Here is a 15,637-nt window from a genome sequence, read left to right as displayed (position 1 = left end):
CTAACTCATTCCCTAAGATGCCCCAGTCTATCCTGAGCGTCTCCGCCGCTTCCGCAGCGTCCCAAGCGCCTCAGCAGCGCCGGTGAAGGGGTATTTACGGATTAGGTCTGGGACCTGCAACCCCCATTTTGAAAAAACTTCGCATTTCTCGGTAGAAACTTCTCAATGTTAATAAAAACAAAAGGTTACCTTTATAATTTAGGCTGCGAACGCGCTTGTATGCCACCTTCTACAGGGGGATCGTAAGCGGTATAGACGGAATCGTACCCAATGCTTGGTATACCCGCAAAACTCGACCCAAAGAAAACGCCGCCCGAGTCCCCTCGGGCGGCGCTATCCATGTGATGATGACCGGTTTACTTCAGATCGAAGCGATCCGCGTTCATCACCTTGTTCCAGGCCGAAACAAAGTCACAGACGAATTTGCCCTCGGCATCCGCCTGACCGTAGACCTCAGCAAGCGCTCGCAATTGTGAGTTTGAACCAAAGACCAGATCGACACGGGTACCAGTCCATTTGACCTCACCGCTGGCACAGTCACGACCTTCGTAGACGCCCTTGCCTGCAGGCTTCCACTCAGTTCCCATGTCCAGAATGTTGGTGAAGAAGTCGTTGCTGAGGACACCTACACGATCCGTGAACACTCCATGCTTGGTGTCACCGAAGTTGGCGCCCAGAACACGCAGGCCGCCGACAAGTGCCGTCATCTCGGGCGCGGAGAGGGTAAGCAATTGTGCGCGATCGACCAGCAGCTCCTCGGGCGAGACGGTGTATTCAGCCTTTTGGTAGTTGCGGAACCCGTCTGCCGCAGGCTCCAGCACTGCGACGCTGTCCACATCCGTTTGCTCCTGAGTAGCATCGGTGCGGCCCGGGGCGAACGGAACCTCGACGTCCTGACCGCCGGCCTTGGCTGCCTGTTCGATCCCGACAGTTCCGGCCAGAACGATCAGATCAGCCAGCGACACTTTCTTGTTGCCCGACTGCGCGTTGTTGAACGCCTGTTGAACACCTTCCAACGCGTCAAGCGCTTTGGATAGTTTCATCGGTTCGTTTACGTCCCAGTCCTTCTGCGGCGCTAGACGAATACGTGCTCCATTGGCGCCACCGCGCTTGTCCGACCCGCGGAAGGTCGAGGCCGACGCCCACGCAGTCGAAACAAGCTCGGACACCGACAGACCGGTCGCCGCGATCTTGGCTTTCAGATCTGCCACATCCGAATCGTCCACGAGTTCGTGATCCACAGCGGGGACGTTGTCCTGCCAAATCAGCTCTTCGGTCGGGGCTTCCGGGCCGATATAGGCCGAACGCGGGCCCATGTCGCGGTGGGTCAGCTTGAACCATGCGCGGGCGAAGGCATCGGCGAATTCTTCCGGGTTCTCGTGGAAACGTTTCGAGATCGGGCCATAAATCGGATCCATGCGCATCGCCATGTCGGCGGTGGTCATCATGGTCTTGACCTTCTTGGTCGGATCACCGGCCGCCGGGGCCATGTCCTCTTCCTTGACGCCGATCGGTTCCCAGATCCATGCGCCCGAGGGGCTTTTGGTCAGGTTCCACTCATATCCGAACAGCAGATCGAAATAGCCGTTGTCCCATTTGATCGGGTTCGCGGTCCATGCGCCTTCGATCCCCGAGGTTGTGGTGTCATCACCCACGCCCGAGCCGAACTTGTTGATCCAGCCAAGACCCATTTCTTCGATTGGTGCGGCTTCGGGTTCGGGACCGACCAGATCGGGATCACCGGCACCGTGGGCTTTACCAAAGGTGTGGCCACCGGCAACCAGCGCGACGGTTTCCTCATCGTTCATCGCCATCCGACCAAAGGTGTCTCGGATATCACGGCCCGAAGCCAGAACATTGGGCTCACCATCCGGACCTTCTGGGTTCACATAGATCAGACCCATCTGAACGGCAGCCAGCGGGTTTTCCATGTCTCGCTCACCAGTGTAACGGCTGTGCGGATTGTCAGTCGGTGCTAACCATTCGGTTTCGGAGCCCCAGTAAATGTCTTCTTCCGGCGCCCAGATATCCACGCGGCCACCGGCGAAGCCAAAGGTTTTGCCACCCATGGATTCTATTGCGCAGTTGCCTGCCAGGATCATCAGGTCAGCCCAGGAAATCTGGTTGCCGTATTTTTGCTTGATCGGCCACAGCAGGCGGCGCGCCTTGTCCAGGTTGCCGTTGTCCGGCCAGCTGTTCAGTGGCGCGAAACGCTGGTTCCCGGTCGAGGCACCGCCACGGCCATCCGCGGTCCGATAGGTCCCGGCACTGTGCCACGCCATCCGGATGAACAGACCGCCATAATGACCGTAATCTGCAGGCCACCAGTCCTGCGAATCCGTCATCAGTGCGTACAGGTCTTCCTTTAGCGCCTTCATGTCCAGCTTCTTGAACTCTTCGGCGTAGTCGAAATCCGGACCCAGCGGGTTCGACGCGGGCGCATGTTGATGCAGGATCGACAAGTTTAACTGGTTCGGCCACCAGTCCCGGTTCGACCGGGTTCCGGCACCATGCATTACAGGGCATCCGCCCGTTTTGGGGTTATCACTTCCGTCCATGTCGATCTCCGATCCTTGCTAAAATCTGGCTCGTTCGCGCGGTAAGAAACGCGGGCGATCAAGAACATATATAGATGACACTTTTACCTCTTTTAGATGCGCGGCTCAAAACGCGCGCATTCCGCAAGAGGTATCGGCGACTCTTGTCTTGTCGTCGCCAGACCTAGCAAATTAAAGCAATGCAAATAAGTTTTCTTTATGGATTATTTCGATAATCAAAAACTATGACTGGGCGCGCACGCGCGTCACTGCAGGACCGGGCAGCAATCAGCTGCCCACCATTAGCGACTGCAGCCCAACCCGATAATTCGGATACATCAGCTTGACGCCCAGCTCATCCTTGATCCGATCATTCCTGACCCGCTTGTTTTCGTTATAAAAGCTGCGCGCCATAGGGGTCATGTCCGCCTCGTCAAACGGCACTTCGGGTGGCAACGGCAATCCCTGCAATTCGGCTGCATAGGCGATGACATCCTGCGGTGGGACGGGTTCATCATCGCACACGTTGTAAATAGCCCCCGGATTAGGCGCAGACATGGACGCTGCAAGAACCTGGGCAATGTCGGCGACATGAATACGCGAAAAGACCTGTCCTGACTTGATTATGCGCCGCATACCCACACGCTTGAGCTTGGAAAACGGCCCACGGCCGGGACCATAGATACCCGCCAGACGAAAGATGTGCGTTGGCAAGCCGGGGACGTTTTGCCACTGCTCTTCGGCCTGCACCCGCCATTTACCCCGCTGGGCTGTCGGCGTCGCCGGGGTGGTTTCGTCCACCCAAGCGCCCTGATGATCCCCGTAAACAGCAGTTGTCGACAGGTAACCAACCCATTTGAATTGCGCCGCCCGTTCGGCGATTTCTTCCCTCAATGCGGCCAGAACCGGATCTCCTGCCGCATTCGGCGCGACCGAGATCAAAAGATGCGTTACGCCATCGAACTGTGGCACTTGCCCCGGCCAGACCACCGGCTCAGCTCCGGATGCCCTGACCATCGGCGATTGGGCCGGGTCGCGCGTGGTGCCAAAGATACGCCAACCTTGAGGTTGCAACAGATGGGACAAGGCCTGCGCCGAGTACCCGTGACCGAAGGAGAATAGTGTGCCTGTCATATTCTCTTAGATGATCCGCAATTCCGGCAGATGCAAGAACTCTACCAAGGATACTTGATTCGAATCCCTCGATGCGCCTTTCTTTTAGTCATGAGTGACAAAACACCAGATCTGCACGCGGCCTACGCGCTGGATTCCCCGGAAGACCACAAGCGCCTATACGCTGAATGGGCCGGGGATTACGACGAAGGCTTTGCCACGCGCGAGGATTATCAGTTGCATATCCACACCGCCCGCGCCTTTGTCAGTGCCGGAGGGCAAGGGCCTGTGCTTGATGTAGGAGCAGGCACCGGCCTGTGCGGTGCGGTTCTGGCCCGATTGGGCGTCGGCCCCATTGATGCCACGGATATCAGCGCTGAAATGCTGGATCAGGCGATGCGTAAGGATATCTACCGCGACGCGATCGAGGCGGATTTGAACGAAGGTATTCCAGTGCCGCGCGACAGCTATTCCGGCATTGTGTCGTCGGGTACGTTTACCCATGGCCATCTTGGACCCAAAGCGCTTTCGGCATTGCTACGCGTGGCCCGCCCTGGCGCTCAGTTTGCTCTGTCTATCAACGCCAAACACTACGAGAAACTTGGCTTTGCCGAGGCATTGCATCGGCTGGCACAAGACCAGATCCGAAATCTGGCTCTGCCAGAGGTGCGTATCTACGGTGATCTCGCGTCGGGGCCCAATAAAGATGACACAGCGCTCATTGCATTGTTCGAGCGTGTTTAGGCTGACTTACCGCCCCTTCCATACAGGATCACGCTTTTCGGCAAAGGCACGGGCACCTTCCAAATTGTCTTCTGAGCCGTACAGAGTATCAACCGTAGGCAACTGCCGCCCGGTGATCCGATTCATGGCGTCCTGAAACTTGGAATCTTCGGCATCCCTTACAATCTCTTTGATTGCGGCATAAACCAAAGGCGGTCCGCTGGCCAAAAGACGCGCCAGTTCCCATGCCCGATCCATCAGTTGATCGCTTGGCACGATTTCGTTCACCAATCCCCAGTTCTTAGCCTCTTGGGGGTCAAACCAGCGTCCGGTCAAAAGCAGTTCCATTGCCACGTGATAAGGGATGCGCTTGGGCAGTTTGACGCTGGCGGCATCAGCCACCGTGCCGGACCGGATTTCCGGCAATGCAAAACTGGCGTGATCCGCCGCGATGATCATGTCTGCGCTCAGAGCCAGTTCCAGTCCACCGCCGCAGGCAATCCCGTTGACCGCCGCGATCACCGGCTTGTTCATGTCCCGCAGTTCTTGCAGCCCGCCAAATCCACCGACGCCATAGTCACCGTCCACAGCATCGCCATCAGCTGCGGCCTTAAGGTCCCAACCGGGGCAAAAGAACTTCTCACCACCTCCGGTCAAGATGGCAACGCGCAAATCGGGATCATCACGGAAATCGCGAAACACCTCGCCCATGACACGGCTGGTCGCCAAATCAATTGCATTCGCTTTCGGACGGTCCAGCGTGACTTCCAGAATTGCGCCATCGCGCTTGGTTTTGACTGGGTTCATAATCTTGCCTTTCGGATCAGAGCGTCCACCGCCACCGCGCCATCTGGCGTGCAGATCAGTGGATTTATTTCAACTTCGCTGACATGGGATGCGTGAGCAATGACATAGGCCTGTACAGCTTCGACCGCGTCCAGGATGGCCTCGAAGTCCGCCGCTGGCTTACCGCGATATCCCGCCAGCATGGGTGCGCAATTCAATTTGCCCAGTGCCTGCTGCACTGCATCACGCGAGGACGGGATCAGCAGAGAAACCGTGTCACGCAGAATTTCTGTCAGCACCCCACCGGCGCCCAGCGTCAGAACAAACCCGTGGGCCGGGTCTCGGGTCACTCCAACCAATAGTTCCGCCACACCGGCGACCGCCATTTCCTCAATGAGGACCTCATCGGTTCCAATATCCGCCGCAACTTCGGCGACAACGTCGGCATCAACCTCCAGTCGTACCGCCGCGTGTTCCGACTTATGTGCTAGCCCAACGCCTTTGACAGCGAAAGGACCGGTCAAGTTCGCCGAAACCTGTGCCGCCAAGCCCGACGGTGCCACAACGCTTTGCGGAACACACACGCCGAATTTCGCCAGTGCCCGCTTGGCTTCTGCTTCGGTCAGAACGCTGTCCGCATCATTTTCCGAAGGCAACAGAACCGGTTCGGCCGTCGTCGCTTTCGACACTACTGCCGCCTCAATAGCAGCAAGGGCTTCATGCAAGCCGGCAAAGGGGACAACACCCCCATCCAAAAGGCGTTTAGCGACGTCTTGGGGCAAAAGTTCTGGCAGAGTCGCCGTCACCGCAAAAGGACGCCCCGCCTGAGCAACGCAATTCAGCGCGGCTTGCGTTGCACATTCCCAATCACTCGCATCCGTATGAGGATAATCGACAATTGCCATGGTGATGGCCTGTTCCGGGCTCATCATGGCGGACCATGCGCGGGTCATGGCCTGCGTGTCACGCCAGATGTAAGTGTGATAATCCAGCGGGTTCGCCAGGGCTACCATCGGGCCCAGAGCATCGCGCAGGTCAGCCTTTTGTGCTTGCGACAAAGGCGGGAAGTGCAGATTGCGCCCCTCGGCCATGTCCGCAGCCAGACTTGCCTCGCCACCGGAGCAACTGATCGACCCCAATCCGTTGCTGTCCAAGCGCCCGGTCACGTGCAGCAGCTTGAGACTCTCCAGAAAGCTTGGAATGTCATCCAAGCGCGCGATCCCCAGGCGGTCCAGAAAGGCTTGCGCGCCCGCATCTCCTCCCGCCAATGAGGCGGTGTGGGAAATCGTCGCCGCCTGCGCATGCGCCGAACGGCCCATTTTCAGCGCGATGATCGGCACGTTTCGATCCCCGGCTTTTTTGGCCAACGCCTCCCACTTTCGAAGATTTCCGAACCCTTCAATATGGACGCCAATCGCCGTGATCCGGTCGTCATCCAACAGGGCCGAGGCAATGTCGGCCTGATGGGTCTGCGCCTGATTTCCGCTGGTCAGCATAAAAGCCAGCGGCAGGGCGCGGCGCTGCATCGTCATGTTGATTGCGATATTCGAGCTTTGGGTCAGGATCGCAACGCCGCTATCCACAGGCTGCATACCGTGCTGGTCGGGCCAAACTGCGGCGCAATTCAACCCGTTGACGAAGCCGTAGCAATTTGGCCCCAAGATCGGCATCTCACCGGCGGCCTGCACCAACCGGGCCTGAAGATCCGCGCCCTGATCGTCTTCGGCGTTTGCCTCGGTAAAGCCTGAGGCAAAACACACGGCGCCCCCGGCATTCATTTTTGAAAGAACACTAATCGCGTCAATTGTTGCGTGGCGATTGATGCCAACGAAGGCAACATCAGGGGCTGAGGGCAGGTCCTCAAGGCTTGCAAAGGCAGTCAGGCCCGCAATCTGACCGGCTTTTGGGTGGACCGGCCAGATGTCGCCCTGAAATCCAAATTTCTGGGCCTGTTCGATCACCGAAGCGCACCAGGCTCCGCCGCCAATCACGGCGATGGACGTGGGATGCAGAACGCGTGAGAGGGAAGACATCAGGCGCTCCCCACCGTCACGCACCGAGCGCCCTCAGCAGATCGCGGCTTATGATATGTCGCTGAATTTCACTGGTCCCATCCCAGATACGTTCAACCCGCGCGTCACGCCAGAAGCGTTCAAGTGGGTAATCGTCCATCAACCCCATACCGCCGTGGATTTGAATGGCAGCATCGGTGACCCGCGCCAACATTTCCGAAGCATAGAGCTTGGCCGAGGCGATCTCGCGGTTAGCGGGCAGGCCTTTGTCCAGCCGATCTGCTGCCGCCAACGTCAACAGATCCGCCGCGTCGATCTCGGTGATCATATCCGCGATTTGGAACGACACGCCCTGAAACTTGCCGATCTTTTGACCGAACTGTTCACGTGTGGCCGAGTAATCCAAGGCATAGTCAAACGCACGACGCGCGCGTCCCACGGACATCGCAGCAACGGTAATACGGGTCGCATAGAGCCAAGTGTTCATAACGTCGAACCCACCGTCGACCTCTCCCAGCACCTGGCTGTCCGGCAGACGACAATCGTCGAAATCCAGCACCATGTTCTTGTAGCCACGATGGCTGACCGACTTGTATCCATCCCGGATCGTGAAACCGGGCGTTCCGCGATCAACCAGAAATGCCGTGATCCGCTTTTTCGGGCCTTTTGGCGTCTGATCCTCGCCGGTTGCGATGAAGACGATGATGAAATCCGCATGCTCTGCGCCCGAGATGAAATGCTTGGTGCCATTGACCACCCAGTCGCCACCATCCCGAACAGCCGCGCACTTCATCCCACGTACATCCGACCCGGCCCCGGGTTCGGTCATTGCCAGCGCATCCATCTTCTCTCCGCGCACGGCGGGCATCAGGTAGCGCTCGACCTGCTCCCCTTCACAGGCCATCAGAATATTCTGCGGACGTCCGAAGAAATGGTTCAGCGCCATGGAACCGCGGCCCAGCTCACGCTCGACCAGAGAAAATTCCAGATGGTTCAGCCCGGCGCATCCAACGCTTTCGGGGAAATTGCAGGCATAAAAACCCAGTTCAATGGTCTTGCGCTTGATCTCGGCCGCGATCTCCTGCGGGACCTCGCCTGTGCGTTCGACCAGTTCTTCATGCGGGTAGATTTCATTCTCAACAAAACTACGAACGGTTGAGACGATCATTTCCTGTTCGTCGGACAATCCATATTGCATCGGGCGTCTCCAAATCCGGTGTTGGGACATATTCTGACGCGGCTTGCTATTCGAAACATGCAGAAATAGATGTTTACCATGCAAGATTGGACTAAATCGCCCTCTGCACCGCAGCATATTGGGGTTCTTCTGTTTGATGGATTCTCGAACCATTGCTTGGCCAACACGGTCGAACCTCTGCGTGCAGCGAACACTCTGGCCGGTCGTAAATTGTATGACTGGCAGTTCCTCGCGTTGGAGGCCGGTCCGGTGACTTCATCATCCGGTTTGCAGGTTGCGCCGCACGGAGCATTGCAAACCGCCAGTGGCGATATGCTGATGGTCATGCCCTCTTATGGGTTCCGCGCACACGGCGGGTGGCAAACCCTGACGAGCCTGCGCTCGGCGGATCAGCGTTTTAAAGTGCTGGCGGGCCTGGACACCGGAAGCTGGCTTTTGGCGCAGGCGGGGTTGCTGGACGGCCATCGCGCCACGATTCACTGGGAAGAGCTGACCGGATTCACCGAGAGGTTTCCCGATGTCGATGCGCGGCGCGAGCGCTATGTCATCGACCGGAATCGCATTACCTGTTCGGGGGCAATGGCGGCCTTTGATCTGGTATTGCACCTGATTGGGCGGGATCAGGGGCAGGCCTTGGCGCTCGAAGTTTCGCAGCTGTTTATGACCCGCGATTCCGCGCGTTCGCACAAGGGCGGCGTTGGTGCGACCAGCGGTTACGTGAACAAAGCGTTAGCCCTGATGCAGGAACATCTTGAAAACCCCCTGCCCGTATCTGAAATCGCAAACCGAGTGGGCCGGTCGCAGAAAGCCTTGTCTGTACGCGTGCAAGCCGAACTGGGTGCAGGCCCTGCTCAGGTCTATCGCCGCCTGCGCCTGAATCTTGCGCGCAAACTCGTAGCAGAAACCGACCTGAGCATCGGTGAAGTTGCCCTGCGCGCGGGCTATGACGATCCCAGCGCCCTGACCCGCGCCTTTAAGGCCGAGTTTGGAACCACGCCGCGCGCGCTGCGGGCCGACTAGGTATACATCTGTTTCTTGTACGCCCTTGTTCGCGTCGTCGCCTCGGCTGATCCGTCGTGATAGGTGCCGAACCACTTGTCGAACGGGATTTCAGAAGTGCCGTAGTTGCACTCGAAATATCGATGATGCAGCTGGTGAAAGAAGTCCCCGGCGCGGGCCGCATCCGTATCTCCGGCCTTTAGCTTTTCAAAGCCGGAATGGGATAGAACGGGGCTAACCTGCTGAAAGTACGCGTGAAACAGAACATGAAGTGGATGCGACGGCACGATCAAGTGGATGAAATAGGTCGTGAAGTACAACAGGTTCTCGTACCAGTGGTTCGAAATTCCCGACCAGGGCCCGATGTTCACGTTCCGATGGTGCACGGCGTGCACGTATTTATAAAGCTTCGGGTGATGCTCGAGCCGGTGCACCCAATAGAAATGCAACCCCGACCACATCGGGATGAACACCATCCAGACCACGAACCACACTGGCGCGCCGGACCATGTCACAGTGGGCACATACCCGTTGGCCATCGCCCAGTAGATAACCCACTGATAAACCGTCGCAACGGTCATCGCGCTGCCCAGCGTCCACCAGATATTGTCCAGAACCTGATTGCGGAAGGTGAATGTACCGTTGTTGCGGGTTAGGTCGCGACGGTCGAACTTTTTGTACATGCCCTGTCCTTTTCGCATGTACAGCCACCAATGCAGACTGCCTGCGACAAGAATCTGGGGCACCATATTCAGTAACCAGATGCGAAACATCCACCCGGGCGCGAAGGTTTGCATTGCTTCAAGCGAGGGAAAGAAGAACGCATAGGCGATGACGGCCAGAGACAGGCACAAGGTCAGTGCCGTGATCTGCAGCCACGCTCCGCTATACCATTTCAGCACTTCAGCGGGGCGCGGCGGCCATTTAAACAAAGGGTTTAAACTTACCGGGCCGTCGGGGTGATAGTGCCAACGGGCGGATTCGGGGTTCTGAGTCGTGTCGGTCATGGTGGTTACCCAGTTGAAGTGGTCAGGTGGCGTAGTCCGAGCCTTCGTCATCCAGCAAGGCTTTGATCTCCCGCAGATGTGCTTCGGCCTGATCAGGATAGTCTTCCAACTCTTGCGCGGTCTTCTCGGCAACCTCTTCCGACAGCACGCGCAATCGTTGTCCCGTCTGCAGCGCGCGGATGTAGGTTTCCGCTGCGCGTTCAAAATAATAGAGTCTATTAAAGGTGTCTGCCGGATCACTGCCAATCACAAGGACACCGTGATTGCCCATAATCATGACCTTCTTCTTAGGGTCCGACAGCATCGACGCACAGCGTTCACCTTCGCTTTCAAAGGCAAGTCCTCCGAACTCTTCATCCACCACATACCGGTTGTAGAAGGTAGCCGTGTTCTGATCGATCGGCGGTAGCGAGCTGTCTGCCAGGGACGCGAGCACCGTTGCAAAGATCGAATGCACATGCATGACGCAACGTGCGTGCGGGCAGTGACGATGGATTGAACCATGCAGACCCCAAGCCGTCGGATCCGGGGCACCGGGTTGGTTCATCACATCGGCATCATTTGCGTCCAGAAACAGCAGATTTGACGCTTTGACCCGTGCAAAGTGCATCTGGTTCGGGTTCATCAAAAACTGCGTACCTTCCGGATTCACCGCAAGGCTGAAATGATTGGCAACGCCTTCGTGCATGTTCAGCCGCTCGACCCAGCGAAAGGTTGCAGCCAGATCAACTCTTTCGGCCCAGTGGTCGATATTGGCGCGCAGGTTGGTGACAGTCATTCCGGGCTCCTTTGCGGATAGCTGAGGACTTTCGGAAATCGTGCCTGCGGCATCAAAAATTGACCAACGAAAAAAACGCAACTATTCCATTAGCTGAACTAATGGCAAGATTATACACATGCAGAAACCACTTCCTCCGCTGGGCTGGCTCCGCACATTCGAGGCAGCCGCCCGCCACCTGTCCTTTACCGGCGCGGCCCGGGATCTGAACATGACCCAAAGCGCGGTTAGTCAGCAGATCAAGTCGTTGGAAGGATACCTTGGACAACCTTTGTTCCTGCGGCGCCCGCGTGCATTGGAGCTGACCGAAGCAGGCATCACCTACCTGCCCGTGGTGCGCGAGGCGTTTCGGACCCTAGTGCGCGGAACTCAGGCCGTGACGGGGGCCCAGAAAAACGCGGTTCAGGTTCAAAGCAACATTACATTTGCCGTGAACTGGCTGGCACCCAGACTGCCAAGCTTCCGGAGCGCGCATCCAGATGTTCAGCTGAACATCTTCACCGAGCTCTGGGAACCCCGCGAAATGGCCGAAGGGGCGGCAGTGGAAATCAGGTATTCATTGCGGCCGTCAGATACGGTTCGAACCGAGTTGCTGAGAACAGACCACTACTACCCGGTCTGCGCGCCGGGATATGAAGTGGCGCTGGAGAACCTGCAACAGCAGCCGCTTTTTGATTGCTCGAACCTGCTGTCGAACTGGCAGGGCTGGCTTGAGGAACAGGGTCTAAACTGGGAAAAGCCTGCAATCACATATTCGACGACCTACTTGGTTAGTTTGTCTGTCGCCATGGCCGGCGGTGGGCTGTGTCTGGCACATGACACCATTGCCTCTGACCAGATTGCACAAGGTCGTTTGGTTGCTCCGTTTGCTCATCGCGCGCCGATGCCCGAAGCCTATTACCTGCTGCTGTCGCCGAGCGCAGAAGAAAGCCCCGGCGCAATTGCCTTTGCCAACTGGGTTCGCCACGAGTTGGAGAGTGACTCACTGATGTAACCGGGCGCTGCACCCGCCCGTCATTGATGCCCTGACGGGCGACTTTTCTGGTTGGGCCGGGCCGTGTTGACGCGCTGCGTGAAGGTTTGATGATACCTGTTCACAAGGGGTTGAACCTTCCTGCGCATTCGGGAAAGTTGGGCCATGGAATACACACCCTTCCCAAGTTGGCCCGATGTCGCCCCCCGTCTGATTGCAGTAGCTGCAGGTCGTGAAGCTGCGGATTTGGTTATTCGCGGCGGAATCTGGGTGAATGTGCACAGCCGCGAAGCGCTGCCGGATCATGACATTGCAATTGCTGACGGGCGCATCGCCTATGTTGGACCCGATGCATCACATTGCACCGGCCCAGAGACTGAGATCATCGAGGCGACCGGGCGCTATATGGTTCCTGGCCTGTGCGACGCTCATATGCATATCGAGTCAGGTATGCTGACACCGGCCGAATTTGCCCGCGCTGTCATCCCGCATGGAACGACCAGCATGTTCACCGACCCGCATGAGATCGCCAATGTGCTGGGGCTGGATGGCGTGCGCATGATGCATGATGAGGCAATGATGCAGCCGGTGAACATTTTCACTCAGATGCCATCCTGCGCCCCATCTGCTCCGGGGTTGGAAACCACCGGGTACGAGATCACCGCTGAAGACGTGGCCGAGGCGATGAACTGGCCCGGTATTATCGGCCTGGGCGAGATGATGAATTTCCCTGGCGTGATAAATGGCGATCCCAAAATGCTGGCAGAGATAGCCGCCACTCAACACGCAGGCAAAACCGTTGGTGGGCATTACGCATCGCCCAATCTAGGGCCTGATTTTGCGGCCTATGTGGCCGGCGGACCTGCAGACGACCACGAAGGTACTTGCGAAGCTGACGCAATAGCGCGTGTTCGTCAGGGTATGCGGTCGATGATGCGACTGGGCTCAGCCTGGTATGACGTCGAAAGCCAAATCACGGCCGTCACAGAAAAAGGATTGGACCCGCGCAATTTCATCCTGTGCACGGATGATTGCCACTCGGGTACGTTGGTGAATGATGGTCATATGAACCGCGTGGTTCGACACGCCATTGCTTGCGGATGTGATCCACTGATTGCCCTGCAAATGGCGACGATCAACACGGCAACCCATTTCGGGCTCGAGCGTGAGATTGGCTCGATTACCCCAGGGCGGCGCGCGGATGTCATCCTCAGCTCTGACCTGAGGGAACTGCCCATCGAGACTGTTATTGCACGCGGTCAGATTGTGGCCGAGAACGGCGTCATTTCCTCAGATTGCCCCCACCTCAACTGGCCTGACAGCGCGCGCAGCACCGTCCATCTGGGGCACAGCCTGACTGCTGCAGATTTTGAAATCGAAGCGCCCGCCGGTGCAAACCGCGTGCAGGCCAACGTGATCGGCGTGGTAGAAAACCAGGCCCCGACCAAAGCTCTGAAAGCTGAATTGCCGATCATCGGCGGATTGGTCGAAGGCGAGGGCGATGTCTGCCATATCGCGCTGGTCGAACGGCACCGTGCCACGGGCGGTGTGACGAACGCCTTCGTTTCCGGTTTCGGATATCAAGGCAAGATGGCCATGGCCTCGACGGTGGCACATGACAGCCACCACATGATTGTTGTGGGTACCGACCGCACACAGATGGCCTTGGCCGCAAACCGGCTGGCCGAAGTGGGCGGAGGCATCACCATCTTCCGCGATGGGGAGGAACTGGCGCTGGTCGAGCTACCCATCGCAGGCCTGATGTCGGACAGCCCGGCTGCGAACGTCGCCGCCAAGGCCGAAGACATGGTTGCCGCAATGGTGGCCTGCGGCTGCACCCTCAACAACGCATATATGCAGCATTCACTTTTGGCGCTGGTCGTTATTCCGGAGTTACGGATTTCGGATCTGGGTCTGGTGGATGTGCGCACTTTTGAAAAGATCGATCTTCTGGAACCACTTGCATGACAATAATAAGAACACCCGACGCACCCAAAGCCGAGCAATTCACTGACCCCAAAGCAGCCGTCGCCCGTTTAGAAGAGCTGTACGAGCAGGCGACCCGTTTTTTGTGCGACAGTTTTGCCGAAGCAATGGAGCAGGGTACGCCAACCGTACGGTTCAGAGCCTATTACCCGGAAATTCGTATCAGAACGTCGTCATACGCCCATGTTGACAGCCGGTTGAGCTTTGGTCACGTCTCGGAACCGGGTATTCACGCGACAACCGTCACGCGCCCAGATCTGTTCCGGTCCTACCTGACCCAGCAGATCGCGTTGCTGATCAAGAACCACGACCAACCGGTCACGATCGGTGCATCCGACACGCCGATCCCGGTGCATTTCGCTGTCGCCAGTAATCCTGACCTGCACGTCCCGCAACAGGGCGCGGCCGGGTTCACATTGCGCGATGTGTTTGACGTTCCCGACCTGACCACCACCAACGATGATATCGTCAACGGGGTTTACGACCACGAAGACCAGGCCGGTCCACTGGCCTTGTTCACCGCCCAGCGCGTGGATTATTCGCTGGCCCGTCTTGCGCATTACACCGCAACCGACCCCAGCCATTTCCAGAACCATGTCCTGTTCACGAACTACCAGTTCTACGTCTCTGAGTTCGAGAATTACGCACGCGAGCAATTGGCAGATCCAGACAGCGGCTACACCAGCTTTGTCTCGACCGGGAATGTCGAAATTACGGACTCAGGGGAAGAGTTGGCACAGCCGCTGAAGTTGCCGCAAATGCCGACCTATCACTTGAAGCGTAACGATGGGTCCGGGATCACGTTGGTGAATATCGGCGTTGGCCCGTCGAACGCGAAAACTGCAACAGATCACATCGCCGTTCTACGGCCCCACGCCTGGCTGATGGTCGGTCACTGTGCCGGTCTGCGCAACACGCAGGCGCTTGGCGACTTTGTTCTCGCCCACGCCTATTTGCGCGAAGACAAGGTTCTGGATGACGATCTGCCGGTCTGGGTTCCCATCCCACCACTGGCCGAGGTTCAGGTCGCGCTGGAAAGCGCGGTGGCCGAGGTCACCGAACTGGAGGGATACGAACTTAAGCGGATCATGCGGACCGGCACCGTCGCCTCGGTCGACAACCGCAACTGGGAACTGCGCGACCAGTCCGGGCCTGTGCAAAGGCTCAGCCAATCACGCGCCATCGCGCTGGATATGGAAAGCGCAACCATCGCCGCAAACGGCTATCGGTTCCGCGTTCCATACGGCACGCTCTTATGTGTATCTGACAAACCGCTGCATGGGGAATTAAAGCTTCCAGGCATGGCATCTGCCTTCTATACCACTCAGGTAAGCCGCCATCTGGCCATTGGAATTCGGGCGATGGAACACTTGCGTGGCATGCCGTTAGAGCGGTTACACAGCCGGAAATTGCGTTCTTTCGACGAAACAGCCTTTCTCTGACGCAAAAAAGCAACGTTTTCCCCATATTTTTAGGGTTTTCCGCGCTACTATTCGTTGTGTTCGGCCACAATATCCCGTTACAG

Annotated in this window: 12 protein-coding genes; 5 read left to right on the top strand and 7 right to left on the bottom strand. The window is 57.6% G+C overall.

Annotated features, from left to right (window positions below):
- Positions 1 to 356: 356 nt before the first annotated feature.
- Positions 357 to 2,558, bottom strand: a complete 2,202-nt coding sequence (gene katG / locus ACR0AK_RS22750; RefSeq protein WP_480795102.1) for a catalase/peroxidase HPI — start codon at positions 2,556 to 2,558, stop codon at positions 357 to 359.
- A 267-nt stretch (positions 2,559 to 2,825) separates the two neighbouring features.
- Positions 2,826 to 3,671 (bottom strand): SDR family oxidoreductase, encoded by an 846-nt coding sequence (locus tag ACR0AK_RS22745; protein ID WP_480795101.1) that lies wholly within the window; start codon positions 3,669 to 3,671, stop codon positions 2,826 to 2,828.
- Between the two features lie 90 nt (positions 3,672 to 3,761).
- Between ACR0AK_RS22745 and ACR0AK_RS22740 the strand changes: the two genes are divergently transcribed.
- Positions 3,762 to 4,394 (top strand): class I SAM-dependent DNA methyltransferase, encoded by a 633-nt coding sequence (locus ACR0AK_RS22740; protein ID WP_480795100.1) that lies wholly within the window; start codon positions 3,762 to 3,764, stop codon positions 4,392 to 4,394.
- A 6-nt stretch (positions 4,395 to 4,400) separates the two neighbouring features.
- Here the strand turns inward: ACR0AK_RS22740 and ACR0AK_RS22735 are convergent, their stop codons facing one another.
- Genes ACR0AK_RS22735 through ACR0AK_RS22725 form a run of 3 tightly spaced genes read right to left on the bottom strand, consistent with a single transcriptional unit; the run spans position 4,401 to position 8,369 of the window.
- Entirely contained in the window at positions 4,401 to 5,180 is a 780-nt protein-coding gene (locus ACR0AK_RS22735; protein ID WP_480795099.1) for a carnitinyl-CoA dehydratase, read from the bottom strand.
- Positions 5,177 to 7,192 (bottom strand): acetate--CoA ligase family protein, encoded by a 2,016-nt coding sequence (locus ACR0AK_RS22730; RefSeq protein WP_480795098.1) that lies wholly within the window; start codon positions 7,190 to 7,192, stop codon positions 5,177 to 5,179. The genes ACR0AK_RS22735 and ACR0AK_RS22730 overlap by 4 nt, the downstream gene beginning before the upstream one ends.
- A 16-nt stretch (positions 7,193 to 7,208) precedes the next feature.
- The gene (locus tag ACR0AK_RS22725) at positions 7,209 to 8,369 is read right to left on the bottom strand and encodes an acyl-CoA dehydrogenase family protein (protein ID WP_480795097.1); all 1,161 of its coding nucleotides are present in this window, start codon (positions 8,367 to 8,369) and stop codon (positions 7,209 to 7,211) included.
- A gap of 78 nt (positions 8,370 to 8,447) precedes the next feature.
- On the opposite strand from ACR0AK_RS22725, the gene ACR0AK_RS22720 reads away from it, so the two are divergent.
- Positions 8,448 to 9,389 (top strand): GlxA family transcriptional regulator, encoded by a 942-nt coding sequence (locus ACR0AK_RS22720; protein WP_170563812.1) that lies wholly within the window; start codon positions 8,448 to 8,450, stop codon positions 9,387 to 9,389.
- Here ACR0AK_RS22720 and ACR0AK_RS22715 read toward each other — a convergent pair.
- Positions 9,386 to 10,375, bottom strand: a complete 990-nt coding sequence (locus ACR0AK_RS22715; RefSeq protein ID WP_480795096.1) for a sterol desaturase family protein — start codon at positions 10,373 to 10,375, stop codon at positions 9,386 to 9,388. The genes ACR0AK_RS22720 and ACR0AK_RS22715 overlap by 4 nt on opposite strands.
- A gap of 22 nt (positions 10,376 to 10,397) precedes the next feature.
- The gene (locus ACR0AK_RS22710) at positions 10,398 to 11,153 is read right to left on the bottom strand and encodes a class II aldolase and adducin N-terminal domain-containing protein (protein WP_170563818.1); all 756 of its coding nucleotides are present in this window, start codon (positions 11,151 to 11,153) and stop codon (positions 10,398 to 10,400) included.
- Positions 11,154 to 11,271: 118 nt separating this feature from the next.
- Between ACR0AK_RS22710 and ACR0AK_RS22705 the strand changes: the two genes are divergently transcribed.
- The 3 genes from ACR0AK_RS22705 to ACR0AK_RS22695 all read left to right on the top strand — a co-directional run bounded on the left by ACR0AK_RS22705 (position 11,272) and on the right by ACR0AK_RS22695 (position 15,554).
- Complete coding sequence (locus tag ACR0AK_RS22705) at positions 11,272 to 12,147, top strand: LysR substrate-binding domain-containing protein (RefSeq protein WP_480795095.1); 876 nt, start codon at positions 11,272 to 11,274, stop codon at positions 12,145 to 12,147.
- Between the two features lie 144 nt (positions 12,148 to 12,291).
- On the top strand, positions 12,292 to 14,094 hold the full coding sequence (gene ade, locus ACR0AK_RS22700; protein ID WP_480795094.1) for an adenine deaminase: 1,803 nt from the start codon (positions 12,292 to 12,294) through the stop codon (positions 14,092 to 14,094).
- Positions 14,091 to 15,554 carry an AMP nucleosidase gene (locus ACR0AK_RS22695; protein ID WP_170563826.1) on the top strand — a complete coding sequence of 488 codons (1,464 nt, stop codon included), beginning with the start codon at positions 14,091 to 14,093 and terminating at the stop codon, positions 15,552 to 15,554. The genes ade and ACR0AK_RS22695 overlap by 4 nt, the downstream gene beginning before the upstream one ends.
- Positions 15,555 to 15,637 lie beyond the last annotated feature (83 nt).

The organism is Ruegeria sp. BI12 (assembly GCF_056537985.1).
The sequence above is the reverse complement of the archived record's forward strand: the minus strand, read 5'-3'. Positions and strand labels throughout refer to the sequence as shown.

Coding starts and splice junctions, on each gene's coding strand:
- ACR0AK_RS22725 (WP_480795097.1), bottom strand. CDS start 8,369: ATGCAATATGGATTGTCCGACGAACAGGAAATGATCGTCTCAACCGTT.
- ACR0AK_RS22710 (WP_170563818.1), bottom strand. CDS start 11,153: ATGACTGTCACCAACCTGCGCGCCAATATCGACCACTGGGCCGAAAGA.
- ACR0AK_RS22720 (WP_170563812.1), top strand. CDS start 8,448: ATGCAAGATTGGACTAAATCGCCCTCTGCACCGCAGCATATTGGGGTT.
- ade (WP_480795094.1), top strand. CDS start 12,292: ATGGAATACACACCCTTCCCAAGTTGGCCCGATGTCGCCCCCCGTCTG.
- ACR0AK_RS22730 (WP_480795098.1), bottom strand. CDS start 7,192: ATGTCTTCCCTCTCACGCGTTCTGCATCCCACGTCCATCGCCGTGATT.
- ACR0AK_RS22715 (WP_480795096.1), bottom strand. CDS start 10,375: ATGACCGACACGACTCAGAACCCCGAATCCGCCCGTTGGCACTATCAC.
- ACR0AK_RS22740 (WP_480795100.1), top strand. CDS start 3,762: ATGAGTGACAAAACACCAGATCTGCACGCGGCCTACGCGCTGGATTCC.
- katG (WP_480795102.1), bottom strand. CDS start 2,558: ATGGACGGAAGTGATAACCCCAAAACGGGCGGATGCCCTGTAATGCAT.
- ACR0AK_RS22695 (WP_170563826.1), top strand. CDS start 14,091: ATGACAATAATAAGAACACCCGACGCACCCAAAGCCGAGCAATTCACT.
- ACR0AK_RS22735 (WP_480795099.1), bottom strand. CDS start 5,180: ATGAACCCAGTCAAAACCAAGCGCGATGGCGCAATTCTGGAAGTCACG.
- ACR0AK_RS22705 (WP_480795095.1), top strand. CDS start 11,272: ATGCAGAAACCACTTCCTCCGCTGGGCTGGCTCCGCACATTCGAGGCA.
- ACR0AK_RS22745 (WP_480795101.1), bottom strand. CDS start 3,671: ATGACAGGCACACTATTCTCCTTCGGTCACGGGTACTCGGCGCAGGCC.